General features: G+C 73.9%; 22 protein-coding genes. 4 read left to right on the top strand and 18 right to left on the bottom strand.

Annotation, left to right across the window (positions count from 1 at the left end):
- Nucleotides 1-7 precede the first annotated feature (7 nt).
- The 12 genes from KPL60_RS04880 to KPL60_RS04825 all read right to left on the bottom strand — a co-directional run bounded on the left by KPL60_RS04880 (nt 8) and on the right by KPL60_RS04825 (nt 13,322).
- Nucleotides 8-1,090, bottom strand: a complete 1,083-nt coding sequence (locus KPL60_RS04880; RefSeq protein WP_226365039.1) for a phosphotransferase family protein — start codon at nt 1,088-1,090, stop codon at nt 8-10.
- Nucleotides 1,083-2,396, bottom strand: a complete 1,314-nt coding sequence (locus KPL60_RS04875) for an acyl-CoA dehydrogenase family protein (protein WP_226365038.1) — start codon at nt 2,394-2,396, stop codon at nt 1,083-1,085. The genes KPL60_RS04880 and KPL60_RS04875 overlap by 8 nt, the downstream gene beginning before the upstream one ends.
- Nucleotides 2,397-2,406: 10 nt before the next feature.
- Complete coding sequence (locus KPL60_RS04870; protein WP_226365037.1) at nt 2,407-3,552, bottom strand: thiolase family protein; 1,146 nt, start codon at nt 3,550-3,552, stop codon at nt 2,407-2,409.
- Nucleotides 3,545-3,991 carry a Zn-ribbon domain-containing OB-fold protein gene (locus KPL60_RS04865; RefSeq protein ID WP_226365036.1) on the bottom strand — a complete coding sequence of 149 codons (447 nt, stop codon included), beginning with the start codon at nt 3,989-3,991 and terminating at the stop codon, nt 3,545-3,547. Before KPL60_RS04865 ends, KPL60_RS04870 begins: the two co-directional genes overlap by 8 nt.
- A complete protein-coding gene (locus tag KPL60_RS04860) occupies nt 3,988-4,794 on the bottom strand; it encodes an SDR family NAD(P)-dependent oxidoreductase (protein WP_226365035.1) in 807 nt (268 codons plus the stop codon). Before KPL60_RS04860 ends, KPL60_RS04865 begins: the two co-directional genes overlap by 4 nt.
- A complete protein-coding gene (locus tag KPL60_RS34490) occupies nt 4,791-6,020 on the bottom strand; it encodes an acyl-CoA dehydrogenase family protein (RefSeq protein ID WP_226365034.1) in 1,230 nt (409 codons plus the stop codon). Before KPL60_RS34490 ends, KPL60_RS04860 begins: the two co-directional genes overlap by 4 nt.
- A complete protein-coding gene (locus KPL60_RS04850) occupies nt 6,017-6,397 on the bottom strand; it encodes a Zn-ribbon domain-containing OB-fold protein (RefSeq protein ID WP_226365033.1) in 381 nt (126 codons plus the stop codon). Before KPL60_RS04850 ends, KPL60_RS34490 begins: the two co-directional genes overlap by 4 nt.
- A complete protein-coding gene (locus KPL60_RS04845) occupies nt 6,394-7,593 on the bottom strand; it encodes a lipid-transfer protein (protein WP_226365032.1) in 1,200 nt (399 codons plus the stop codon). Before KPL60_RS04845 ends, KPL60_RS04850 begins: the two co-directional genes overlap by 4 nt.
- A complete protein-coding gene (locus tag KPL60_RS04840; protein WP_226365031.1) occupies nt 7,590-9,953 on the bottom strand; it encodes a CoA transferase in 2,364 nt (787 codons plus the stop codon). Before KPL60_RS04840 ends, KPL60_RS04845 begins: the two co-directional genes overlap by 4 nt.
- A gap of 147 nt (nt 9,954-10,100) precedes the next feature.
- On the bottom strand, nt 10,101-10,769 hold the full coding sequence (locus KPL60_RS04835; RefSeq protein ID WP_226365030.1) for a TetR/AcrR family transcriptional regulator: 669 nt from the start codon (nt 10,767-10,769) through the stop codon (nt 10,101-10,103).
- A gap of 88 nt (nt 10,770-10,857) precedes the next feature.
- Nucleotides 10,858-12,204 (bottom strand): amidohydrolase family protein, encoded by a 1,347-nt coding sequence (locus tag KPL60_RS04830; RefSeq protein ID WP_226365029.1) that lies wholly within the window; start codon nt 12,202-12,204, stop codon nt 10,858-10,860.
- Nucleotides 12,201-13,322, bottom strand: a complete 1,122-nt coding sequence (locus KPL60_RS04825) for a CoA transferase (RefSeq protein ID WP_226365028.1) — start codon at nt 13,320-13,322, stop codon at nt 12,201-12,203. Before KPL60_RS04825 ends, KPL60_RS04830 begins: the two co-directional genes overlap by 4 nt.
- Nucleotides 13,323-13,364: 42 nt before the next feature.
- Here KPL60_RS04825 and KPL60_RS04820 point away from each other — a divergent pair, with 42 nt between their 5' ends.
- Together KPL60_RS04820 and KPL60_RS04815 are read left to right on the top strand one after the other, a co-directional pair.
- Nucleotides 13,365-14,405, top strand: a complete 1,041-nt coding sequence (locus tag KPL60_RS04820) for an enoyl-CoA hydratase/isomerase family protein (protein ID WP_226365027.1) — start codon at nt 13,365-13,367, stop codon at nt 14,403-14,405.
- A gap of 270 nt (nt 14,406-14,675) precedes the next feature.
- Nucleotides 14,676-15,176 carry a hypothetical protein gene (locus KPL60_RS04815; RefSeq protein WP_226365026.1) on the top strand — a complete coding sequence of 167 codons (501 nt, stop codon included), beginning with the start codon at nt 14,676-14,678 and terminating at the stop codon, nt 15,174-15,176.
- On the opposite strand, the gene KPL60_RS04810 is transcribed toward KPL60_RS04815, so the two are convergent.
- Together KPL60_RS04810 and KPL60_RS34235 are read right to left on the bottom strand one after the other, a co-directional pair.
- On the bottom strand, nt 15,115-15,573 hold the full coding sequence (locus tag KPL60_RS04810) for a cupin domain-containing protein (protein ID WP_062395347.1): 459 nt from the start codon (nt 15,571-15,573) through the stop codon (nt 15,115-15,117). The genes KPL60_RS04815 and KPL60_RS04810 overlap by 62 nt on opposite strands.
- A 10-nt stretch (nt 15,574-15,583) precedes the next feature.
- Nucleotides 15,584-16,156: a class I SAM-dependent methyltransferase gene (locus tag KPL60_RS34235; RefSeq protein WP_062395349.1), complete on the bottom strand. Its 573-nt coding sequence runs from the start codon at nt 16,154-16,156 to the stop codon at nt 15,584-15,586.
- A gap of 55 nt (nt 16,157-16,211) precedes the next feature.
- On the opposite strand from KPL60_RS34235, the gene KPL60_RS04800 reads away from it, so the two are divergent.
- Nucleotides 16,212-17,024, top strand: a complete 813-nt coding sequence (locus tag KPL60_RS04800) for a helix-turn-helix domain-containing protein (RefSeq protein WP_226365025.1) — start codon at nt 16,212-16,214, stop codon at nt 17,022-17,024.
- Here KPL60_RS04800 and egtD read toward each other — a convergent pair.
- The 4 genes from egtD to egtA all read right to left on the bottom strand — a co-directional run bounded on the left by egtD (nt 17,011) and on the right by egtA (nt 21,524).
- Nucleotides 17,011-18,000 carry an L-histidine N(alpha)-methyltransferase gene (gene egtD / locus KPL60_RS04795; RefSeq protein WP_083474117.1) on the bottom strand — a complete coding sequence of 330 codons (990 nt, stop codon included), beginning with the start codon at nt 17,998-18,000 and terminating at the stop codon, nt 17,011-17,013. The two genes, KPL60_RS04800 and egtD, sit on opposite strands and share 14 nt — an antisense overlap.
- The gene (gene egtC, locus KPL60_RS04790) at nt 17,997-18,746 is read right to left on the bottom strand and encodes an ergothioneine biosynthesis protein EgtC (RefSeq protein WP_226365024.1); all 750 of its coding nucleotides are present in this window, start codon (nt 18,744-18,746) and stop codon (nt 17,997-17,999) included. The genes egtD and egtC overlap by 4 nt, the downstream gene beginning before the upstream one ends.
- Entirely contained in the window at nt 18,739-20,028 is a 1,290-nt protein-coding gene (gene egtB, locus KPL60_RS04785; protein ID WP_374228654.1) for an ergothioneine biosynthesis protein EgtB, read from the bottom strand. The genes egtC and egtB overlap by 8 nt, the downstream gene beginning before the upstream one ends.
- Before the next feature lie 68 nt (nt 20,029-20,096).
- Nucleotides 20,097-21,524: an ergothioneine biosynthesis glutamate--cysteine ligase EgtA gene (gene egtA / locus KPL60_RS04780; protein WP_226357287.1), complete on the bottom strand. Its 1,428-nt coding sequence runs from the start codon at nt 21,522-21,524 to the stop codon at nt 20,097-20,099.
- 124 nt (nt 21,525-21,648) lie between these two features.
- Between egtA and KPL60_RS04775 the strand changes: the two genes are divergently transcribed.
- Nucleotides 21,649-22,221, top strand: a complete 573-nt coding sequence (locus KPL60_RS04775; protein WP_226357288.1) for a TetR/AcrR family transcriptional regulator — start codon at nt 21,649-21,651, stop codon at nt 22,219-22,221.
- Nucleotides 22,222-22,248 lie beyond the last annotated feature (27 nt).

Below are 22,248 nucleotides of genomic sequence, written 5' to 3'. Positions count from 1 at the left end.
TTCCAGGTCAGGCGGCGGAGCGGGGTGCACGCAGGCGGGCCATACCGCGCTCGACGAGCACGGCGATGTGGTCGCCACGGGCCGCCATCCGTTCGTCCGTGGTCTCCCCGCGCACAAAGCGCGCGTAGAGCTGTTGGAGGATCACAGCGGTCTTGAAGCAGCCGTAGGCCTCGTACCAGTCGACCTCGTCGACCGCCACGCCGGAACGGACCGCGTAGCGCTCGACCAGCTCGTCGCGGGCGGGCAGGCCCAGCGACGACAGACCGAGGGCCGCGAGTGCCCCCGCGTCGCCGTACTCGGGGTCCGGCCAGTAGTTCAGCAACGTACCGAGGTCCACCAGCGGGTCCCCGAGCGTGGCCATGTCCCAGTCGAAGACCGACACCACCTCGTCGGGATCGGACGGGGCGAACTGGCAGTTGTCGATCTTGAAGTCGTTGTGCAGGACCGCCGGGGGGCCGGAGGCCGGCAGGGTGGCGGCCAGGCTCTCGCCGAGGCCCGCGGCGTGCGGGTCGGCATCCGGCGTGGCCGCCAGGTCCCACCGCTTGCGCCACCCTCGGACCTGGCGTGCGAGGAACCCGTCGGGCCGCCCGAGGTCACCGAGTCCGCATTCCTGCGGGACGACCCGGTGGAGGTCGGCGAGTGCGTCGACCACCGCGAGCCCGATCCGACGTCCCGCCTGCGGGACCTCGGCCATCGACGCGGGCACGGCGTCCCAGACCACGACGCCGGACCGGTACTCGACCAGCAAGAAGTCCGATCCCACGATCTCGTGGTCGGTGCACAGCATCAGCGCCCGAGGCGCGCGGGGGAACACCGCGCCGAGGCGGGACAGCACGGTGTACTCCCGCCCCATGTCGTGGGCTCCCGGCGCGATGCGTCCGAACGGTGGCCGGCGCAGCACCAGCCTCGTGTCGCCGAAGCGGAGCTGGTAGGTCAGGTTGGCGGAGCCGTGCGGGAACTGCAGAACGGAGAACTCCCCCGTGAGCTCCGGCAGCTCGGAACGCAGATGCGCCTCGACGCGTGGCCAGTCCAGGTCCTCGCCGGGACGGACGGGAGCGGTGTCGCCGTCCCGGTTGGTGGGCTCAGGCACGGACCTCGCCTCCGTCGTCGGCCGCCGCCGCGAGGACCTCGGCGAACCGCTCTCGCGACTCGGCGCGTCGAGTGGGCAGGATGTAGGGCGGGAACAGGCCGTCGTCGGGTTCGGTCCCCCGCAGCAGGAACTGCGCGAGGTTGACCTTGTGGACCTCCGTGGCGCCGTCGGCGAGTCCCATGTGGAAGGACTCCATGACCCACTTGCCGAACGGCAGCTCCTTGGAGATGCCCAGCGAGCCGTGGATCTGGATCGCCCGGCCCGCCACGTCGGCGAGGATCTTCGGCATCGCGGCCTTGACCGCGGAGATGTCGGCCCGCACCCTGCGGTAGTCGTTGTACCGGTCGATCCGCCAGGCCGTGCGCAGCACCAGCAGCCGGAACTGCTCGATCTGGATCCAGGAGTCCGCGATCATCTCCTGTACCAGCTGCTTGTCCGCCAGTCGCTCACCCTTGGTCGTCCGCGAGACCGCGCGGCGCTTCATCATCTCGAAGGCGCTCTGCACCAGCCCGACCGTGCGCATCGCATGGTGGATCCGCCCGCCACCGAGCCTGGTTTGGGCCACGGCGAAGGCCTGGCCGCGCTCGCCGAGGAGGTTCTCGGCGGGCACTCGCACATCGGTGTAGCGCAGGTACTGGTGGGTGCCCACCGGCTCGTCGTGACCCCAGACGCTGACGTCGCGGACGCGCTCGATCCCGGGGGTGGCGGCCGGGACCACGAACATCGACATCGACCGGTGCGCCGCGGCGTCCGGCTCGGTCACCGCCATCACGATCAGGAACTCGGCGAACAGGGCGTGGCTGGAGAACCACTTCTCCCCGTTGATCACCCACTCGTCGCCGTCGAGCCGGGCGGTGGTCCGGAATCCCGTCGGGTCCGAGCCCCCGTGCGGTTCGGTCATCGAGAAGCAGGACACGATGTCGCCCTCGACGAGCGGCTCGAGGTAGGTCTTCTTCAGGTGGTCCGTGCCGTAGTGCGCGAGGATCTCCGCATTGCCGGAGTCCGGGGCCTGGCAGCCGAAGACGACCGGGCCCGAGTGGGTTCGGCCCAGCTTCTCGTTGAGCAGCGCGAGCCGCAGCTGGCCGTAGCCCGGTCCCCCGAGCTCGGGCCCCAGGTGGCAGGCCCAGAGCTTGCGGTCGCGGACCTTCTGCTGCAGAGGCCTGATCAGGGCGTTGCGCACCGGGTCCCGTGGGTTCCACGCGTGCTCGATCACCTGGTCGATCGGTTCGACCTCGGTCCGTACGAACTCCTCGACCCAGTCGAGCTCCTCCTGGACCTCGGGGTCGTTCTCGAATCCCCAGCTCATCGACTCACTCCTAGCGGGTCAGGACGGTGCAGGCGGAGATGCCCGGCGCCCCGTAGACGTGGGTGAACCCGACTCGCGGGCCCCCCGGGACCTGGTGCCCGTCCGCCCGGCCGCGGAGCTGGAGGACGTTCTCGTAGACCTGGCGCAGGCCGGAGGCACCGATCGGTTCGCCGTTGGCGATGCAGCCGCCGTCGGTGTTGATCGGGAGCCGTCCGTCAACGGCGGTGGCCCCGGAGCGGATCAGCTCCTCCTGTTCACCGTGGGCGCACAGACCGGTCTCGGCCATGTGCATCAGCTCGGCGCCGCTCTCGGTGTCCTGGATCTGCGCCACGTCGACCTCGGACGGGTCGACGCCGGCCGCCCGGAAGGCGGCGGCTGCGGCCTCCACGGTCGGTGAGTCCGCACGGTCGGTCGCCAGCCACGGGGAGAACACCTCCACGGAGCCGTACCGGCGGGAGCGGAAGGCCGCGCCGGCCAGGAACACCGGGTCCTGTGCGTGGTGACGCGCCAGGTCGGCGCGGCAGAGGACGAGCGCGACCGCACCCTCCCCCGGGCTGCAGTACATGGACTGGGTCAGCGGATCGGAGATCATCGGAGCCGTGGCGATCTCGTCCGCCGGGATCTCCTTGCGGCGCCACGCCATCGGGTTGCGGGCACCGTTGCGGAAGGACTTCTCCGCGATCGTCGCCAGAACCCCCGGGGCCAGATCGTGTTCGTGCAGGTATCGCTGGATCTTCATACCGAAGAACTGGGTCGTGACCATGAGACCGGTCTCGCCGTACCAGGAGCCGATGCCGTGCTCGGACGGGTCGGTGTTGAACGCACCCCGGGGATGCTTGTCGAACCCGATCACGATGCCGATGTCGTGCTGCCCCGACCTGATCGCCGCGTCCGCCGCGATCAGCGCCGAGCCGCCGGTCGCACAGCCGTTGGCGACGTTGATGAACGGCAGCCCGGTCAGCCCCAGCTCGGACACGAGGGTGTCCGCGTCCCCGGCGGAGTGCGAGCCCCCGAAGCCGAACTGCATGTCGGAGAACCGCAGTCCGCAGTCCGCCAGCGCGGCGCGTGCGGCGTGCACCGCCTGGGCCCGTCCCGACACCCCGGGGGTGCGCCCGAAGCGGTGCATGCCGATCCCGACGACGGCGACCTCAGACATCGCGCACCGCCACGAACGCGAACGTGTGCACCGGCCAGCCGTAGTCGTCGTCGCGGAAGGGGACCAGGACGAGTTCCATCGGCATCCCGATCTCGAGATTCGACGGGGTCGTCTCCACCAGCCTGGTCTCCACGATCAGATGGCCGGGGAGCTCGACGTACCCCACCCCGAACGGCTCGTAGGACTCCGTACCGGTGTACGGCGTCTTGGGCCGGAAGCCCTGGCTCGTCCAGGACCACAACCTCCCGCGGCGGGGAAGCGCGACATCCTCCATGGCGTCGCCGGTACAGCGCGGGCACCCGTCCTGGCGGGGGAACGTGCAGGCCCCGCAGGTGGTGTAGCGGCTGCCGAGCAGAGCCGTGCGGTCCTCGGTGAACAGGGAGTCGTCGACGGTCCGGACGGCGGCGGCCACGGGACCGGAACCGGCGTCGGCGGTCACGGCGCGGCCAGCCTTCCGCCGTCGACGGCCAGCAGTGCACCCGTCGTGTAGGTGGCGTGCGGACCGCACAGGTACAGCGCGGCCCCGACGATCTCCTCCGGCTCGCCCACCCGCCGGGCAGGCCAGTCCCGGGCCATCGCGGCGACGGTCGCCGGGTCCCAGGACCTGCTGATGTCGGTGGCGAACGGTCCGGCCAGGATCGTGTTCACCCGGACCGACGGGCCGTACTCCTGTGCGAAACCGGCCGTCAGGGTGTTCAGCGCGGACTTCGCCGCGGTGTAGGGCAGGTCCGCCGTCGTGGGGCGCTTCGACCCCATCGACGACACGTTCAGCACGACGCCGCCGTCCCGGTCGGCCATCCGCCTCCCCGCCGCGGCCATCAGCCGGAACGGGCCCTTCACGTTGACCGCGAAGACCTTGTCGAACAGAGCCTCCGACACCGTGTCGAGCGAGTCGTAGAGCGGCGCCATGCCGGCGTTGTTGACCAGCACGTCGAGCGGGCCCAGCTCCTGCTCGACCTCGTCGAGCAGGGGGTCCAGCCGGTCCCAGTCGCCGACGTGCGCGGCGTGCGCGCTCACGCGGCGTCCCGTCGCGGCAGCAAGCTCTGCGGCCAGGTCCTCGCACGCGTCCTTCTTCCGGGAGGCCACCGCCACGTCGGCGCCCGCCGCCGCGAATGCGATCGCGATCTCCCGGCCCAGCCCGCGCGAGCCACCCGTCACCAGCGCCCGCCGGCCTGCCAGGGGCTGTCCGGCCGCGGCCCCGGAACGGGCCGACGCCACGGACCGTTCCACCGTCGTCGTCATCTCGGGATGTCCTTCCACGCCACGCCGCGGTCGGCGCGCGGTTCCGGCGGCAGGCCCAGCAGGCGCTCCGCGATGATCGTGCGCTGGACCTCGTCCGAGCCACCCGCGATCCGGTAGCCCGGTGCGCCCAGGTAGTGCTCGGTCCAGCGGTAGGTGCCGTCCCCGGCGTCGGCCACGAGCCGGGGCCCCAGGACCACGGCCGCGGCGTCCGACACCTGCTTCAGCCGCTGCGCCCAGTCCAGCTTGCGCAGTGACCCCATCGGCCCCGGTTCGGCCCCGTCGAGCCGGGACTCCCGGTCGCGCTGCGCCGACAGCGCCCCCACCTTCTCCGCCAGCCAGACTTCCGCCAGCGCCCTGCGGACCTCGGGGTCACCGGTGCGGCCGAGCTTCCGCGCGTCGTGCGCGAGCTGGGCGAACCCACCACCCACGTCGGCGGTCGCGCCGGAGTGGCCGCGCTCGAAGCCGAGGGTGGCGAGCGTGACCGCCCACCCGCTCCCGACCTCCCCGAGACGCAGTGCGTCCGGGATGCGGACGTCGTCGAGGAACACCTCGCAGAACGACGACCCGCCCGACATCTGCCGGAGCGGCCGTACGTCCACTCCGGGTGTGTCCATCGGCAGCAGGAAGGCGGTGAGGCCCTTGTGCTTGGGCACGGACGGGTCGGTCCGGCAGATCAGTTCCCCCCACCCGGCGAACTGTGCCCCCGAGCTCCAGACCTTCTGCCCGTTCACCACCCACCCGGTCCCGTCGGGCACCGCCCGGGTGGCGAGGCCCGCCAGGTCCGACCCGGCCGAGGGTTCCGAGAACAGCTGGCAGGCCAGCTCATCGCCACGCAGCAGGGGTTCGACGAGCCGTTGCCGCTGCAACGAGGTCCCGAACATCTGCACGGTCGGGGCGATCAGCGCCGTGGACACGGAGGTGAGCTCGTGCTGCCCCGGCGTCACGAACTCCCGCTCGACCTCCGCGAAGGCCTCCTCGTGCAGCGGGGTCAGTCCGGCTCCGCCGTGCTCGCGCGCCCAGGAGATCGCGCCGTAGCCCGCGTCGTACCGGACCCGCAGCCAGTCCTGGATGCGGCCGATCAGCGCCCGTTCCTCGTCGTGGGGCAGGTCGTGGAACACCGCCACCGACTCGCGTGGATCGCCGCCCCGGACCGGCAGCCGCGAGGCGAGCCAGGCCCGGGCGGCGTCGGCGAACTCCTCCACGCCGGGAGCGTCCCGGGCGGTCACGCCGGCTCCCACTGCGGCACGACGACCCCGGCGCGGTCGTCGAATCGGACTCGCATCGGCTGTCCGGCTCGAAGGTCCGGAGAACCGGGAAGGTCCCCCACGAAGCGGACCCTGGGATGGTCGTCGAGCTCGACGAGCACGACGGTGTACGGAGCCGGGAACGCCGGGTCGACGGTGTGGACGGTGACCGTCCACGAGTGGAGCCTCGCCGTTCCGGCGGCCTCCACCCAGCGGATCGGCGTGTTGTGTCCGGCGTTGCGGGGCGGGTGCACGGCGGTGCCGTCCTGGCCGATCGCGACCAGCAACCGCCCCTCGGCGACACCGGCCCAGAACTCGGCCTGGTCCGGGTCGGTCGTGCGGGGTACCGGCAGACTCACGAGTCCCTCCTCAGGATCAGCGCGCTCGATGCGGGGGGTGACCCGCCGGTGACCAGACAGACCTCACCGCCGGCGACCTGTGACGTCGATCCGCCCCGCATCTGGCGCACGCCCTCGACGACGTGGTTCAGGCCGTGGATGTAGCCCTCGGACAGGTGCCCGCCGCCGGTGTTGATCGGGAGCGAGCCCCCCGGCCCGATCGCACCGCTCGCGGCGAACGGGCCGCCCTCGCCCTTCGCGCAGAACCCGTAGTCCTCGAACTGCACGAGCGCGGTGATGGTGAAGCAGTCGTAGAACTGTGCGACGTCGACATCGCGCGGCCCGAGCCCGGCCCGCGTCCACAGGGTCTCGGCGACCGCGGCGGACGGGAAGGTCGTGTACGACTCGCGGAACAGCGCCGGGAAGACCACGCCGCCCCGGGGCGACGGGCCGCTGCCCATCGCGACCGCGCGGATCAGGACTCCTCCGTGCCGCGCGTCGCGGGCCCGTTCGGCGGAGGTCACGACCAGCGCGCAGGCTCCGTCGGTCTCCAGACAGTAGTCGAACAGCCGCAGGGGGTCGGAGATGATCCGGGCGGCGTCGTAGTCGGCCCTCGTCATGGGCTTGTGGTGCATCTGCGCGCGCGGGTTCGCGTTGGCCCGCTCACGGCAGGTCAGTGCGATGTGTCCCAGCTGCTCGGGGGTGGTGCCGTACTCGATCATGTGCCGGCGGGCGACCATCGCATAGGCCTGGCCCGCCGCGGCGAGACCGTAGGGCAGGAAGTACTCGTCGTAGGTGCTGCCCCCGCCCACCTCCGCAGGCCCGTCCACCGGCCGCCGGCTCTGCCCGTACCGGTCGCCGCCCGACCGTCCGTTGAGAGCACGGAACACCAACACGGTCGAGGCCTGTCCGCTCTCGATCGCCGCGACCGCCTGGGCGATCTGCGCCGGAGCTGCGGAACCGCCGGCTCCGTTCAGTCCCCAGTAGGTCAGGTTCGGGATCCCGAGGGCGTCGGCGAGCTCGTTGTGGGTGACGGTGTCGAAGTCGTTGCGGACGATCCCGTCGACCTCCGACGCCGGGATGCCGGCGTCCGCCAGGGCCGCCTCGCACGCTGTGACGGCGAGTCCGAGTTCGCTCGTCCCGGACGCCCTCGTGTAGGCGGTCTCCCCGATCCCGGCGACGGCACAGCGATCGCGGTGCGGTGCGTAGTCGTTCATTCGCGGACCACACCCGCGGCGAGCAGCTCCTCGACGTCGGCGACGCCGAGCTCGCGGAGGATCTCGCGGGTGTGCTCGCCGAGCATCGGCGAGCGTCCGGACGCCCGCGCACCGGCCAGGTCGAACAGCCGTCCGGCCATCTCCATGTCTCCCGTCATCGGGTGGTGGAACGCGGCCATGAGGCCACGCTCCTTCAGGTCCGGGTCGTCGAACAGCACGGTGCCCGGGCCGGGGGCGACGACCTCGGCGGGGACGCCGTGGTCGTCGAGGGTCTTGATCCACGCCTCCGCGGTGCCCGAGGCGAACGCCTCGGCGAGTCCCTCGGCCAGCGCCTCCCCGGCCAGACCGGCGACGTCGGGGACGGCGGCGTCGAGTCGGACACGGTCGGTCTCGTCACGCAGAGCGAGGCACAACCAGCCCTCGGCCGCGGGGTAGATCCGGTGCGTCGGTGAGATCCCCCAGCTCTGTGCGTCCACAGCCGGCCGATTCCCGGTGACGGAGCCGTCCGGTGTCGTCCAGGCCGCGGAGGCGTTCGCCAGGTGGGCGTAGAGGATCGAGGTGTCGACGAGCTGGCCACGCCCAGTGCGGTCACGGTGGTAGAGGGCCTGCAGCACACCGATCGCGGACAGTAGGCCGTTTCCGGTGTCACCCAGCGAGGTCGACGGCCACAACGGTGTCCCGCCGCCGTCCGCGGCGCCGTCCACCCATTCCGTACCCGCCAGCGCTGCCGCCGTCTGGTCGTTGGCCGGCTTGCCCTCCCGGTCACCGTGCTCGTAGCCCCGGGTGTGGCAGTAGACGAGCGCCGGGTTGATCGCGCGCAGGGACTCGTAGTCGACCTGCAGACGCTGCGCCGCCGGGTAGCGCATGTTGTGGTGCACCACGTCGGCACTGCGCACCAGGTCGTGGAACAGCGCGAGGCCGCGCGGGTCCTTCAGGTCGATCGCCAGGCTGCGCTTGCCGCGGTTGGACATGTGTGAGTACTGGGTGCGCATCCAGAAGTCGTCCCGCATGGAGTTGACCTTGATGACGTCGGCGCCCAGGTCCGCCAGCAGCTGCGCGCCGTAGGGGCCCGCGATCGCCAGGCCGAGGTCCAGGACCCGCACTCCCGCCAGCGGCGCCGCCGCGTCCGCTCCCCCTGCCCACGGCACGGCGGTCGCCACGGCGGCCTGCTCCCGGGCCCAGGCGGTGTCGGCACCCTCGGCCGCCGTGCCGCGCTCGATCGGTGCCGGGCAGTCGCCGAGACGCACCACCGACCCGACACAGCGGACGGCACCCAGCTCCGGGTCCGGCAGTTCCACGACGCTGCCGTCGGCGAGCAACGCCGGGTCCCGCAACGCCTCCTCCGGGGAACGGACGATCTCGAACGGCACCCCGGCCGCCGCCGCGACGCGCTCCCAGTCCTGGGCCGGGAAGCGTGCCGCCGCCGCGGCCATCTCGGGGTGGAAGTGCTGCAGCAGCACCATCTCGGTGTACGAGGTCTCGATGCGCAGGTCCGCGTCCTTGGGTGATGCGCCCCGCTCGGGCAGCACCAGCTCGTCACCGGCGCTGACCCCCAGCATGAAGCCGGGCAGCTGGACCCACTGCTGGATCCACCGGCCGTCGGAGGTCCGGTAGAAGCCCTTGGGCGCCCGCGGATCGGTGGTCCACCCGAGGTAGTCCTCGGCGTCCGGGTTCTCCGCCCGCTGCCAGGCGATCGCGGTCGAGCAGATCACTCCCTGCAGCAGCGACGTGGACACGTGTTGCCCGCGACCGCCGACCTCGCGTGCGCGCAATGCGGCCGCGACGGCGATCGTGGCGAGGTAGGCCGCGCCGTTGCTGGCCCACGGGATGCCCATGAACATCGGGCCCTCGCGATCCGGGCCGACGGCCGTGTCCGGGTCCACCTCCAGGTCGGCCAGTGGGTCGACCCGCCCCGACAGGGCACCGATGGTGGTCCCCGGGACACCCCGGGCCTCCCAGTACAGGCCGGTACGGGCTGCGACGAGTGCATCCACCGCCGGCCTGCCCCGGTGTGCCGCCGCGTCGCCGTAGGCGGTGATCGAGCAGTGCACGAGTCGCGGGTTGAGACGTGCGAGCGCTGCCGGGTCGAGTCCGTCGGGTGCCTGCTCGAACGTCTCGACCAGCACGTCCGCACCGGCGATCAGACCGCGGACGGTGTCGAGGTCGGCGACCGGGTCCAGGCTCGCGCGGCGCTTCCCCCGATGCCACACACGGTTGCCGGAGAGCTCCGCGAACCGGTCGTCGGGCTGGTCGATGCGCACCACCTCGGCCCCGGCGTCGGCCAACAACATCGTGGCCATCGCCCCGGCGATGCCCTGGGACAGGTCAACGACCCGCAGGCCCGAGTACACGGCCACCATGCCGACCCCCTGTGCTCATCCGCTCTGATGGGCCGAGGCTACGTCGATCCTGACTTCGACGTCAAGTTCGGATCTAATGATGGGGAGGCGGGCCCAACGGCACCGTGACAGGGCGCCACACGCACGGGGGCGACGGCTGTCGCGGCGTCAGCGACGGTGCGGGGGAACCCGGACCCCCAGGGCGTTGGCCCAGAGGAGCGAGAGCTGCTCCGCAGCCCGCGTCACGTCGAAGTCCGCTCCGCTCGCCGACCATCGATAGGCGAAGTTGCTGACCATCCCCGTGAGTGCGAGGGCGGCGTAGCGCGCGTCGAGCCCGGGGTCGGCGGCCCCCGTCTCCTGCCAGTGCCGTACGACCAGCTCGATACGCCCTGCGAAACGCTCGCTCGCCGCGTGCCGCAGTCGCTCGACCTGGGCGTCCAGTGTGGCGACCTGTTCCCACACGATCATGATCGCCGCGTGCCTGCGGTAGGCCTGGAGGTAGTCACGGTTCGCGCGGAGGATCGACTCGTAGGGTTCGTGGGCCCGGACTCCGTCCTGCACGCCGTCGTCCCGCCCGGGACTGCGCAGGTCCTCCTCGAGCTCGTGGATCAGCGCCACGAAGATCTCTTCCTTGGAGGAGAAGTAGGTGTAGAACGAGCCGTGCGCCACCTTCGCGGCGTCGGCGATGTCGGTGATCCTGGCCTCGGAGAACCCGTCACGGGCGAAGACCGTGCGTGCGGCGTCCAACAGCGCCTGCCTGCTACGTCTGCCGCGGGCCGTGGCCGGCAACGGACGCGGCCGGCGGTCCAGTTCGTCCACCCCGTCGGCGCCGTCCATGCATGCTCCTCACCGGGTCGGCGCACCGTCACGCGCGACCGAACTCGACGTCGGATTCACAGTAGCATCCGGCCGGTCCGCGTCCGGGTCAACGCATCGGCACCCCGCCGATCCACACCTGCCGCACCCCGTCCATCGAGGGGGCCTGCAGCGCGACGTCCAAGGGTTCGTGCATCAGTACCAGGTCGGCCTCGGCGCCGGCGGTGACGCGCCGGACCGGCCCGCCCGGTCGTCCTGCGAGGTAGAGGTCGAGCGCGTCGCGGGCCGACACGGCCTCTCCCGGGCCGAGCGCGTCGCCGTCGGGCGTCGCGCGAGTCACTGCCGCGTCGATGACCCGCCAGGGATCGACCGGACCGTAGGGGGCGTCGGAGGAGAACGCGACGGGCACGCCGTGGTCGCGCAGGCTGGCGCACCGGTAGAGGTCGGGGTGCTCCACCGCGGGCACCTCCCGGCGGAACAGGTCGCCCCTGTCGGCGAGGAAGCCGGGCTGGGTCACGACCGCGAGACCACGCAACTCCCCGATGAGCTCCGCCGGTACCAGCGCGGCGTGCTCGACACGGTCGCCCGGTAGCCGGCCGGCGTCGTCCAGAGCCGCGAGCAGCAGGACCAGCGACTCGCGCGTCACGGTGTGGACCGCGACCGGTCGCTGCGCCGCGTGGGCGGCCCGGATGCGGTCGGTCAGCTCATCCAGGTCGGGGAGACCTGAGTCCGCGAGCACCATCTTGTAGGGGCCTGTGACCGTCCCCTCGGGAGCGGTCTCCCCCAGCGGCACGCCGAGCAGGGTGAGGCGCTGCGGCACCGCGGTGAGCGAACGGGCCGCCCCTGCCTCGACGTCGGGGGTGGCGTCGGTGAGGGCGGTCAGGCCGAGCCCGGCCAGACGGGCTCCCAGGGCGGCGAGGTCGAACGGTTCCGCAGGCGGCAGCCGGCTGCGCAGCCAGTCGTCCCCGCGGAGGATGCGCCCGGTCGGGGCTCCCGCCACCCGCTCGACACCGGGGTGGTCCAGCGGTCCGATCCGCTCGAGCGCCGCGGTGTTGAGCACCCACAGGGCACCGCTGCGGTGCTGGACGCGTACCGGGCGCGAGGGGTGCAGCCGGTCCAGGAGGTCGACGTCGAGGTCGTCCCCCGGGAAGCCCACACCGCGGACCCATCCGTGCACGTCACCGGCCGCTGCTGCGAGGACACGTCCCAGTGCGGCCGGGTCCGACGGGCAGCGCACGGACCGTTCGGCCGCCGCCAGCGCGTGCAGGTGGAGGTGATGGTCGACGAGACCGGGCAGCAGCGCGCCGCCCGCGCACTCGACGACCTCGTCGACCCGGCGGCCGTCGACAGGGACCACCCGACCGTCCCGTACGAGGACGTCGGTCCGGCGCCCGTCGACCTCGGCGCCGCGCAGGAGGAACGAACGAACCGTGGTCCGTCGGCGTCCGGCGGTCACGGACGGATCCCGAGCCGAGCGAGTACTGCGGCCGTACCCCGCCCGCCCCCGGGAGCGGGATCCGGGACGGGACGGTGCCGGGGCCGCGGCGCCTCGGCGGACGGCCCGCCGACGGTCCCGTCGAGGGTGCCTGCGACCACCGCCGTCATCGAGACGTCGTGCAGCACCCCGGGCTCGGACGCCGCGAGCGCGGCAGCGGTGAGACCGGTGAGCGGGTCGGCGATCGCGTCACCGACGAAGACGGGCGCCCCGTCCGCGTCCCGTGCGACCAGACCCGCTGCGGCAGCCACGTCGTCGCCGAAGCCGACCCGGTCCGAGGACCGCCCGGCCGCGGTGATCGAGACCCAGGTCGCACCGCGGGCCACCTCCTGCTCCGCGCTGAGCCCGAAACCCCGCAGGGCACGCGGACGGGACGCCTCGATCACGACGTCGGCGGCAGCCACGAGGGCGTGCAGCGCGGCCCGGTCCCGGTCGGGGTCCAGCACGACCTGCTGCTCCCCGTGGTGCAGCAGTGCGTAGAAGCGGGGGTCACCACGACGCGCGCCGTCGGGCCGCTGCGGGGTCTCGACCGTCACGACGTGCGCCCCGGCCCGACCCAGCAGTTGGGCACACAACGGCCCGGCCCAGAGCGCCGCGAACGAGACGACGAGCCGGCCGCGCAGGTCGACGTCATCGGAGACCGTCGGCGCCGCCGTCCCCCCCGGGGTCGAGAGCGGCGCGGCGGGCACACCGATCAGTTCCGCCCGCTCGGCCAGCTCCCGTCCCGGCATCGCGGCCAACGCGGCGGTGACCACCGGCCACGGGTCGTCGTCGGGGAGGACCTGCTCCACGACGGCACCGAGGAGTACCGGATCGTCCGGACGGGCGCACGACACCGCCGCCCAGCCGTCCGCGGTGCGCAGCAGCCGGGATGCTCCCCCCACCGCCGTGCGACCGGCCCGACCGCGACCGGACAATGCGGCACGCTCGCCCAGCAACGCCGCGCCGTCGACCCCGAACGGCCAGCCCAGCGCCGCGGCCACCGTTGCCGCCGAACCCGGCGGGACGAGAGCCGGGCCGTCCGGATGACCGGTCAACGCGACGACCCCCGAGGCCGTCCAGTCCTCCCACGCCCCCACGGTCGCGGACCCTACCGGGACCCGACGGTAGGGTCCGACTCGATGAGCGTCCCCGTCGTCGCCCCCCGGGAACTGCTGGGTCCCGGGCTCGCACCGGACCGGCTCGACGAGCTCGCCGACCCCCTGGTGGTGGTCGACCTCGACGGTCCCGGTGCGGAGGACCCGGCCGTGGCCTCGGCCGCCGGACGGTCCGACCGGATCCTGGTCGGGGTCGGGACCCCGGGCCCCCTGTGCGAGGCGCTCGACACCACGCTCGTCCGTAGCGCGGGCGACCATCGCCACGTGGCGGTCGGCGACGTCGACGCCGCCGTGCCCGCACTGTACGACCGCGCTCGTGCACACCCGCTCGCTGCGACCGTTCTCGCCCGGCTGTTGCGGTGGTCGGCCACCCTTCCGGTCGACGCGGCTCTGGACGCCGAGTCGCTGGCCTACTCGACCCTGCTCGGCGGCCGCGAGTTCACGGCCTGGACGGAGCGACGCGGATCCCGCCCCACCCCGGTCGACGTGGCGGAACCCGTCGTCGCCGCCCGGACCGGTCACCTCCTGCGGCTCACGCTGAACCGCCCGGAGCGGCGCAACGCCTACGGCCGTCAGCTCAGGGACGCCCTCGTGTCGTATCTGGACATCGCGCTGCTCGATCCGTCCGTCGAGCGGATCCTGCTCGACGGCGCAGGAGCTTCGTTCTGCGCGGGCGGTGATCTCGACGAGTTCGCCACGACCCCCGATCTCGTGACGGCGCACCTGATCCGTACCCGAGCCGGCGCGGCCCGTCCGCTTCACCGGCTGCGTGACCGGATGCAGGTGCACCTGCACGGCGCATGCGTGGGCGCGGGGATCGAGCTGCCGGCATTCGCCGGCCGGGTCGTCGCCGCGCCGGGAACGACGATGTGGCTGCCCGAGCTGCCGATGGGGCTCATCCCCGGAGCGGGCGGAACCGTGAGCATCACCCGCCGGATCGGCCGGTGGCGGACCCTCTGGCTCGCCCTCTCGGGCGTCGCCGTGGATGCCGACACCGCACTCGCCTGGGGTCTGGTCGACGAGATCGCGGACGTCGGTCCGGCTGCGCCGCACCGACCTGGATGATGCAGGCCGGAACAGTCGGCCGCTGCTCGTGGCCCAGCGGCGGCGGGCGGGTACCCCCGACCCGCAGGAGTCCGGCGACCGGCCGCCGGTGAGGTGGGGAGTGGAAGGCCTCCAGGTGCGGGCGCAGCGCCATCGGCCGGGCCGGGGCGGGCAGGTCCGTCCAGCGCGGCACCGGGAGGCGCCACCGCATCGGTGCCGCCGCCCCCACCCCCGCAGCGTCCCCGGAGCCCACACGCCCGGGTGAGGGCGGGCCCCGTATCGTCGCCCGCCGTGAGCGCAGTGCCGTCCGAGGTGCCCTGGGCGCCGCCGCCCGTGGCGCCGTCCCGGGCGACACCGGTCGTCGCCGCGGTGGTCGCCGTCCTGGTCGTCGCCCAGCAGGTGCCGGGCCTGGTCTTCCGGCAGGGGACGGCGGTACCGGTGCTGCCGGTCGGGCTGTGGCGGGCCTGGCTCCCGCTGATCCTGGCGGGGCTGGTGCTGCTCGCGCTCGCGGCGCTGTGGGGTCGCCGGCACCCGGGGCCGGCGGGCACCGCGGGCCGGGTCGTGGGGCTGCTGCTCGCGCTGGGACCGGCGACGCTGCTCGCCTATCGCGGGCGGCTCGTGGATCCGCTGGCCGTGTTCACCCTGGGGCTGGACCCGTCGGTGCGGGCGTGGCCGGTGATCGACGTCGTGCTGGGGACGCTGCTGGCGCTCGCCCTCGTGGCGGCGCTGCTCAGTGCGGTGGGTGCAGGGGGTCGACCCAGGGGACGTGCTCGGGGTCGGGCACCCCGGTGACGTCGAGGTTGACCACGATCGGCTCCTGACCGGACCGGGTCAGCACGCACTCCAGCGGCTCGTCGTCCAGGGCGTTGATCTCCTGGTGCGGCACGAACGGCGGCACGAAGATGAACCCGCCTGGCCCGGCCTCGGCGGTGAACTCCAGATTCTCGCCCCATTTCATCCGGGCGCGGCCACGGACGACGTAGATGACGCTCTCCAGCTCACCGTGGTGGTGCGCGCCGGTGCGGGCGCCGGGGTGGATGGTCACCGTGCCCGCCCACAACCGCTGCGCGCCGACCCGGTCCCCGGTGACGGCGGCGGCGCGGTGCATGCCGGGCGTCTGCGGGGTGTTGGCGTCGAGCATGTCGCCGGGGATGACCCGGACGCCGTCGTGGCGCCAGTCGGTGCTCATGCACCCGACCCTAGCCGCGGCCGGCCCGGAACCGGAACGACCGCGCACCCAGCTCGGTCTCCGGCCGCGCGAGCCCGGCCGCCCCGAGCCGCCGCGGCAGCGTCGCCGGATCGACCGCGGTCAGGGTGTCCCCGATGTGGATCGTCCGGAACCGCAGCGACATCCGGGAGTCGATGCCGGCGAACGTCCCGCCCGGACGCAGTACCCGCGCGGCCTCGGCGAAGAGCCGGTCCTGCTCGCCGGGCGTCGGGACGTGGTGGAGCATCGTGAAGCAGACGACGGCGTCGAAGCTGCCGTCCGGGAAGGGCAGGGCGGCGCCGTCGCCGTGCCGGACGTCGACGCCGAACTCACCCCCGATGCCCGCCCGCAGCTCCGCGGCCAGCTCCGGGTCGACCTCCAGCGCGGTCAGCGGCCCCGTGCGCGGCGCGAGCCAGCGGGTGGTGACGCCGTAGCCGGGGCCGATCTCCAGGACCTCGCCGGTGAGGTCGACGTCGCGGACGGCCCAGGGCAGCGTCGTCCCGTGCATCCGGTCGGCCCAGGAGTCGGAGCGGCAGATCCGTCGGTGCAGCGCGTTCATCGCCATGCCCGCGACGCTAGGCGCCACCCGCGGTGGCCGGGAGCCGTTAGGCTGCCGCATCGTGTCGCGTTCCGGCCTGCCCGCGCACGTCCCCGACGTGCCGGGCGCCGCGGTGCTGGTCTCCCGCATCCCGCTCGACCGCGGGCACGCGTTCGCCGAGCACACCCACCCGGCCCACCAGCTCGCCTGGGCGGCGGCCGGGGTCCTGCGGGTCACCGTCGCCGACACCAGCTGGGTCCTCGGCCCCGGACGGGCGCTGTGGCTGCCGGCCGGGGTCCCGCACGTCACGGCCGCCACCGAGACCGCGGCGATGCGCGGGATCTACCTGTGGCCCGGCCGCTGCCCGATCGACTGGCCCACGCCGTGCGTGCTCGCGGTCGAGCCGCTGGTCGCCGCCCTGCTGGAACACCTGGCCGGGCCGGGACCCGCGACGCCCGAGCGGGCCCGGGCCGAGGCGGTGCTGTTCGACCGGCTCCGCCCGGCCCGCGACGCCGGCGGGCCCGGCGCGGCGGTCCGCCTCGTCCTGCCCACCGACCCGCGGGCCCGCCGGGTCGCCCTGGCCCTGCTCGACGACCCCTCCGACGACCGGGACACCGCGGCCTGGGGCCGGGCCGTCGGGGCGGGGGAACGCACCCTGTCCCGGCTGTTCCGCGCCGAGACCGGGGTGGGTCCGGGCCGGTGGCGGACGCTGCTGCGGATGCGGGTCGCGCTGGAGCAGCTGGCCGCGGGCCACCCGGTCGGCGTGGTCGCCCGGCAGGTCGGCTACGCGACGCCCTCGGCGTTCGTCGCGGCGTTCCGCCGGGAGACCGGGACCACGCCGTCGGCGGTGCTGCGCCCCGCCGGCGCAGCACCGCCGGACCTCAGGCGGCGGTGAGCAGCGTCAGCGCGAACCGCGCGTCGGGGTCGACCCAGCGCCGCGTCGTGGCGAACCCGGCGGCGGCGGCGAACGCGTCGACCGTCGCGGGGGTGAACTTCGCCGAGATCTCGGTGGCGAGCTCCTCCCCCGCGGCGAACGCGACGTCGAGGTCGAGGTCGGCGATCCGGACCCGCATGTCGCGGGTGGCGCGCAGCCGCATCTCGATCCAGGAGTTCTCCGCGTCCCAGACGGCGACGTGGTCGAACGCCTCGACGTCGAAGGTCGCGTCGAGCTCGCGGTTGAGCACGTGCAGCACGTTGCGGTTGAACTCCGCGGTGACCCCGGCTGCGTCGTCGTAGGCGGGGACCATCACGGCCGGGTCGGTGGCCAGGCCGGTGCCGAGCAGGAGCTGCTCACCGGGCCGGAGCACCGAACGGACGTGGCGGAGGAAGTCGTGGCGCGGGCCGGGCATCAGGTTGCCGATGGTCCCGCCGAGGAAGGCGATCATCCGCTTCCCGCCGGGCTCGGCGCCGGGCAGCCGGTCCAGGTCGCGGGTGAAGTCGCCGACCACGCCGTGCAGCTCCAGCTCCGGGTAGTCGCGGTGCAGCTCGTCGATGGCGCCGCGCAGGGCGGACTCGCTGACGTCCTGGGGCACGTAGCGGCGCAGCGTCCCGGCACGGGCGAACGCGTCGAGCAGCAGCCGGGTCTTGGTCGACGACCCGGACCCCAGCTCGACGACGGTGTCGGCGCCGGAGGACCGGGCGATGTCGTCCACGGAGTCGGCGAGCAGCGCCCGCTCGGTGCGGAACGGGTAGTACTCGGGCAGCTCGGTGATCCGCTCGAACAGCTCGGACCCCCGGGCGTCGTAGAACCACTTGGGCGGCAGCTCCTTCGGTGACGCGGCGAGCCCGCGCGTCACGTCGGACCGCAGCGCGGTGCCGGCATCGGTGTCGGAGAGGTGGACGTCCAGCTGGATGGCGCCGGGAGTGCTCACGGAGCTCCTAGGTCATGACTCTCGTGATGGCCCGGTCGGGCCACCACCAGGTGCCGGTCGGGCACCTGTGTCCAGTCGGGGAACACATCGGTGGGTTCGGAGGCGACGGTGACGCCCGCCGATCCGGCCCGGACGGCGAGTGCGTGCCGCCAGGCCGTGGCCCAGATCGTCGTGCCGTCGGTCAGCAGCAGGTTCAGCCTCGAGCCGGGTGCGCTCCGCTCGGTGTCGACGCAGACCCTGGCCAGCAGGTCGGCGGGGTCGGCGCCGTCGGCGAGACCGCGCCGGACCACCGCCCACAGCAGCGCGGCGTCGGTGGGGGCGTCGAGGGTCATCAGGTCGGTGACGGGCAGCGCCGCCGCGGCGGCCGCGAGGGAGTCCGGCCAGCCGCGGACGACGCCGTTGTGGCTGAACAGCCACCGCCCGTCGGTGAAGGGGGCGGCGGCGGTCGCCGTCACCGGCATCCCGACCGTCGCCGAGCGGACGGCGGCGAGCACGGCGCCCGACGTCGTCGCCCCGGCCAGCGCGGCGTAGGAGGTGTCGGCCCACAGCGGCGACGCCGAGCGGACCCGCACCGGCGTCGTGGCACCGGGCGGGTACCAGCCGGTGCCGTGGCCGTCGGCGTTGATCGAGCCGCCGCCGCGCATGTCGGCCGGGGCGTAGGACTGCGCGAGCAGCCCGTGCTCCGGCTCCAGGACCAGCGACGCCAGTGTGGCCGGCTCCCCCAGGTACGCGAGGTGCCTACACACCGGCGTCGCGGACCAGCCGGAACCCGGCGAAGATCTGCCGTCGGATCGGGTGGTCCCAGTTGCGGAACGTCGCCCGGATCGCGGCCGGGTCGGTGCCGAAGGAACCGCCGCGCAGGACGGCGTAGTCCCCGCCGAAGAAGACCTCGGAGTACTCGGGGTAGGGGAACACGGTGAACCCCGGGTAGGGGTGCCAGCCGGAGTCGCACCACTCCCAGACGTCGCCGACCATCTGTTGCACCCCCAGCGCGGACGCCCCCGCCGGGTAGGAGCCGATCGGGGCGGGCTGCAGGTGCCGCTGCCCGAGGTTGGCGTGCTCGGCGCGCGGCTCGTCGTCGCCCCAGGGGAAGCGCCGCGAGCGGCCGGTCGCCGGGTCGAAGCGGGCGGCCTTCTCCCACTCCGCCTCGGTGGGCAGCCGCTTGCCGGCCCAGCGGGCGTAGGCCTGCGCCTCGTGGAAGGACACGTGCACGACGGGCTCGTCGTCGGGCACCCGCTCGACGACGCCGAACCGGCGCCGCCACCAGGTGCCGTCGCTGTCGCGGGACCAGAACCGCGGTGCGACCAGCCCCTCCTCGGTGCGGTGCGCCCACCCGGCGTCGGTCCACAGCCGCGGGTCGTCGTAGCCGCCCGCGTCGACGAACGCCGCGAACGCGCCGTTGGTCACCGGGTGGACGTCGATCCGGAACGCGGGCAGGTCCACGACGTGCGCGGGCCGCTCGTTGTCCAGCGCCCACGGCTCGGCCGAGGTGCCCATCTCGAACGGGCCCGCCGGGACGAGCACCTCCGCGGACGGGTCGACCGCACCGGCCGGGCGGGGCGGCGGGGCGGCGTCGAGCACCGGCCCCCCGGAGCGCAGCTGGTGGGTGGCGAGCATGGTCTCGTCGTGCTGCTGCTCGTGCTGCACGATCATCCCGAACGCGAAGCCCTCGGCCTCCAGCGGGCGACCGCGCAGCGGGCTGCGGTGCAGCGCGTCGAGCGCCTTGTCCCGCACCTCGGCGACGTAGCCGCGGGCCTCGGCCGGGGTGAGCAGCGGCAGCTCGACCCGTGAGGAACGGGAGTGCTGGAACGCGTCGTAGAGGCCGTCGATCTCCGGGCGCAGCGGCTCGCGGCCGCCCACGTCGCGGACGAGCCACAGCTCCTCCATCGACCCGATGTGCGCGAGGTCCCAGACCAGCGGCGACATCAGCGGCGAGTGCTGGGCGGCCAGCTCGCCGTCGTCGAGGGCGGTGAGCGCGGTGCTGCGGTCGCGGGAGCGGCCCAGCAGGGCGGCGACGCGGGTACGCATCGTCTCCGGGCTCTCCCCCGGGGTCGCGGGGCCGGTCAGCGGTCCGGCGGGAACGGCGGGATCGGCGGTCATGCCACGTCCTCCTGAGCAGCCTGGTCGGCGGTGTCGACGGCGGACCGGCCGGGTCCTCGACCGGTCCCCTCACGTGCGGCGGGCGCGCCGGGCACGGCGGAGCCCAGGTGGAGCCCCGGCGGGAACGGGTCGGCGGTCGGGCCCGCCCCCTGCTCGGCGGGGTCGGTGTCGTCGGCGGGGCAGCGCCCGCGCAGCACCCGCTGTCCGGTGACCTCGCGCAGCCGGTCCAGCACCGGCCCCGGCACGGTGGTCAGCGGGTGGTCCGCGGCGGCCAGCACGTCGCAGGCCAGCGGGAACAGCCCGGCGGCCGCGGCGGCGAGACCGGGGTGCTCCAGCCCGTCGCGGGCGGCGGCGACCCACTCGTCGCGGACCGGCTCGCACAGCTCCCGGACCCGGTCGACGACCGCGCCGGAGGAGGTGAGCGCCAGCAGCACCGCGGTCGGCAGCGCCCAGTCGTCGCCGGCCTGGCCGTCGACGTAGCGCACCTCGAGGTGCCCGTGCGGGCGGACCGGCGGGAACAGGGTCGAGACGTGGTAGTCGAGGTCGGCCAGTGTCGGCGGCCGGTCGAGGACCCCGCCGCGGGCGCGGCCGGACACCCAGTCGGCGAAGGTGACCCCGGTCGGCACCGACCAGGTCCCGGTGCCGCGCACGCACAGCAGCGGGGTGTGCAGCACCCGGCGGGCCCAGGCGCCCGCGACGTCCTGCCCCGGCGCCGGGATGGGCGGCGGGGCGGTGCGGGCCGGGTCGAGGCTGAGCCAGCACGCCTGGCGGGAGGACTTCCAGCCGGTGCGCCTGCCGTGCTGGACCGGCGAGTTCGCGAACGCCGCGACGAGCACCGGGCCCAGCTCGTGCAGGGCCGCCCAGCGGTCGGCGATCCCGGCGGCCGGGCCGGCGTCGAGGCAGACCTGCACGGCGGCGGTGGAGCACATGCCGCTGCGTCCGTGCGGGCCGACACCGTCGAACACGCACTCCATGGCCGCGTAGCGCGGCAGGTCCAGCAGCCGCCGGGCGGGCCGGACCGGGTCGGCGGCGCGGGCATGCGGGCGCAGGTCGTGCTCGGCGAGCAGTCCGTGGAGGTGGGCGGAGTCGGCGCCGAGGGCGCCGAGGAGGGCCTCGAGCGAGTCCGCGGGAGCGCTGGAGATCTCGATCTGGCCGCCCGGCTCGACGGTCACGGTGCCGCCCGCGGGGAGCGGGGCCGCGTGCGAGGCGGGGTCCAGGGAGGCCGGGCAGTGCGGGCCGAGAGCGGCACGCACGGCGTCGAGGTCGACCGGGTCGGCCGGTCGACCGGGTCGGTGGAGCATCCATTCGATCTCGACACCGGCCAGGGTCGGGGGGCCGTGTTTGAAGCAGACCGAGGCCACGTAGGCCTCGGCCTCCCCCACGCTGCGGAGCACACCGTCGGTGCTCTGGTCGTCCAGGGTCACCACGTCGACGCTACCCCCGCCGTGTGACACCCGCACGCGATGAAATCGTGGTCGTCGGCACCGCGGGTGACCGGCGACACGACCGTCCACACATGCAGGACAAGCGTACGGAATACTGGGGTGCATGCCCCGCGTCAGCACCGACCAGCTCGCCGCCCGCCGGCAGCAGATCCTCACCGGTGCCCGGACCTGCTTCGCCGACCACGGCTACGAGGGCGCCACCGTCCGGCGGCTCGAGGAGTACACCGGGCTGTCCCGTGGCGCGATCTTCCACTACTTCCGGGACAAGGAGGCGCTGTTCCTGGCCCTGGCCGAGCAGGACGCCACCCGGATGGCCGACGTCGTCGCCGAGCAGGGCCTGGTGCAGGTCATGCGCGACCTGCTGCGCGGCGGCTCGGACCGCAGCTGGCTGGGCACCCGGCTGGAGGTCTCCCGACGGCTGCGCACCGAGCCGGAGTTCCGGGCCCGCTGGCAGGAGCACTCCGGCGCGCTGACCGCCGCGACCCGGGCCCGGCTGGAACGCCAGGCCGCGGCCGGCGCGCTGCGCGACGACGTGCCGGTCCCGGTGCTCGCCCAGTACCTGGAGCTGGTGCTGGAGGGGCTGGTCTCGCACCTGGCGATGGGACTGCCCGCCGACGACCTCGGCCCGGTGCTCGACCTCGTGGAGAACGCCGTCCGCGCGCCGTTGATGCGCTGACCGCCCACGGCCAGCATGATCGGCGCC

It is taken from the genome of Pseudonocardia sp. ICBG162, assembly GCF_020496225.1.
Taxonomy (GTDB): Bacteria; Actinomycetota; Actinomycetes; order Mycobacteriales; family Pseudonocardiaceae; genus Pseudonocardia; species Pseudonocardia alni.
This window is presented reverse-complemented; position numbering and strand designations above follow the sequence as displayed.

Coding starts and splice junctions, on each gene's coding strand:
- KPL60_RS04875 (WP_226365038.1), bottom strand. CDS start 2,396: ATGAGCTGGGGATTCGAGAACGACCCCGAGGTCCAGGAGGAGCTCGAC.
- KPL60_RS04870 (WP_226365037.1), bottom strand. CDS start 3,552: ATGTCTGAGGTCGCCGTCGTCGGGATCGGCATGCACCGCTTCGGGCGC.
- KPL60_RS04860 (WP_226365035.1), bottom strand. CDS start 4,794: ATGACGACGACGGTGGAACGGTCCGTGGCGTCGGCCCGTTCCGGGGCC.
- KPL60_RS04845 (WP_226365032.1), bottom strand. CDS start 7,593: ATGAACGACTACGCACCGCACCGCGATCGCTGTGCCGTCGCCGGGATC.
- KPL60_RS04840 (WP_226365031.1), bottom strand. CDS start 9,953: ATGGTGGCCGTGTACTCGGGCCTGCGGGTCGTTGACCTGTCCCAGGGC.
- KPL60_RS04835 (WP_226365030.1), bottom strand. CDS start 10,769: ATGGACGGCGCCGACGGGGTGGACGAACTGGACCGCCGGCCGCGTCCG.
- KPL60_RS04820 (WP_226365027.1), top strand. CDS start 13,365: ATGAGCGTCCCCGTCGTCGCCCCCCGGGAACTGCTGGGTCCCGGGCTC.
- KPL60_RS04810 (WP_062395347.1), bottom strand. CDS start 15,573: ATGAGCACCGACTGGCGCCACGACGGCGTCCGGGTCATCCCCGGCGAC.
- KPL60_RS34235 (WP_062395349.1), bottom strand. CDS start 16,156: ATGGCGATGAACGCGCTGCACCGACGGATCTGCCGCTCCGACTCCTGG.
- egtB (WP_374228654.1), bottom strand. CDS start 20,028: ATGCGTACCCGCGTCGCCGCCCTGCTGGGCCGCTCCCGCGACCGCAGC.
- KPL60_RS04775 (WP_226357288.1), top strand. CDS start 21,649: ATGCCCCGCGTCAGCACCGACCAGCTCGCCGCCCGCCGGCAGCAGATC.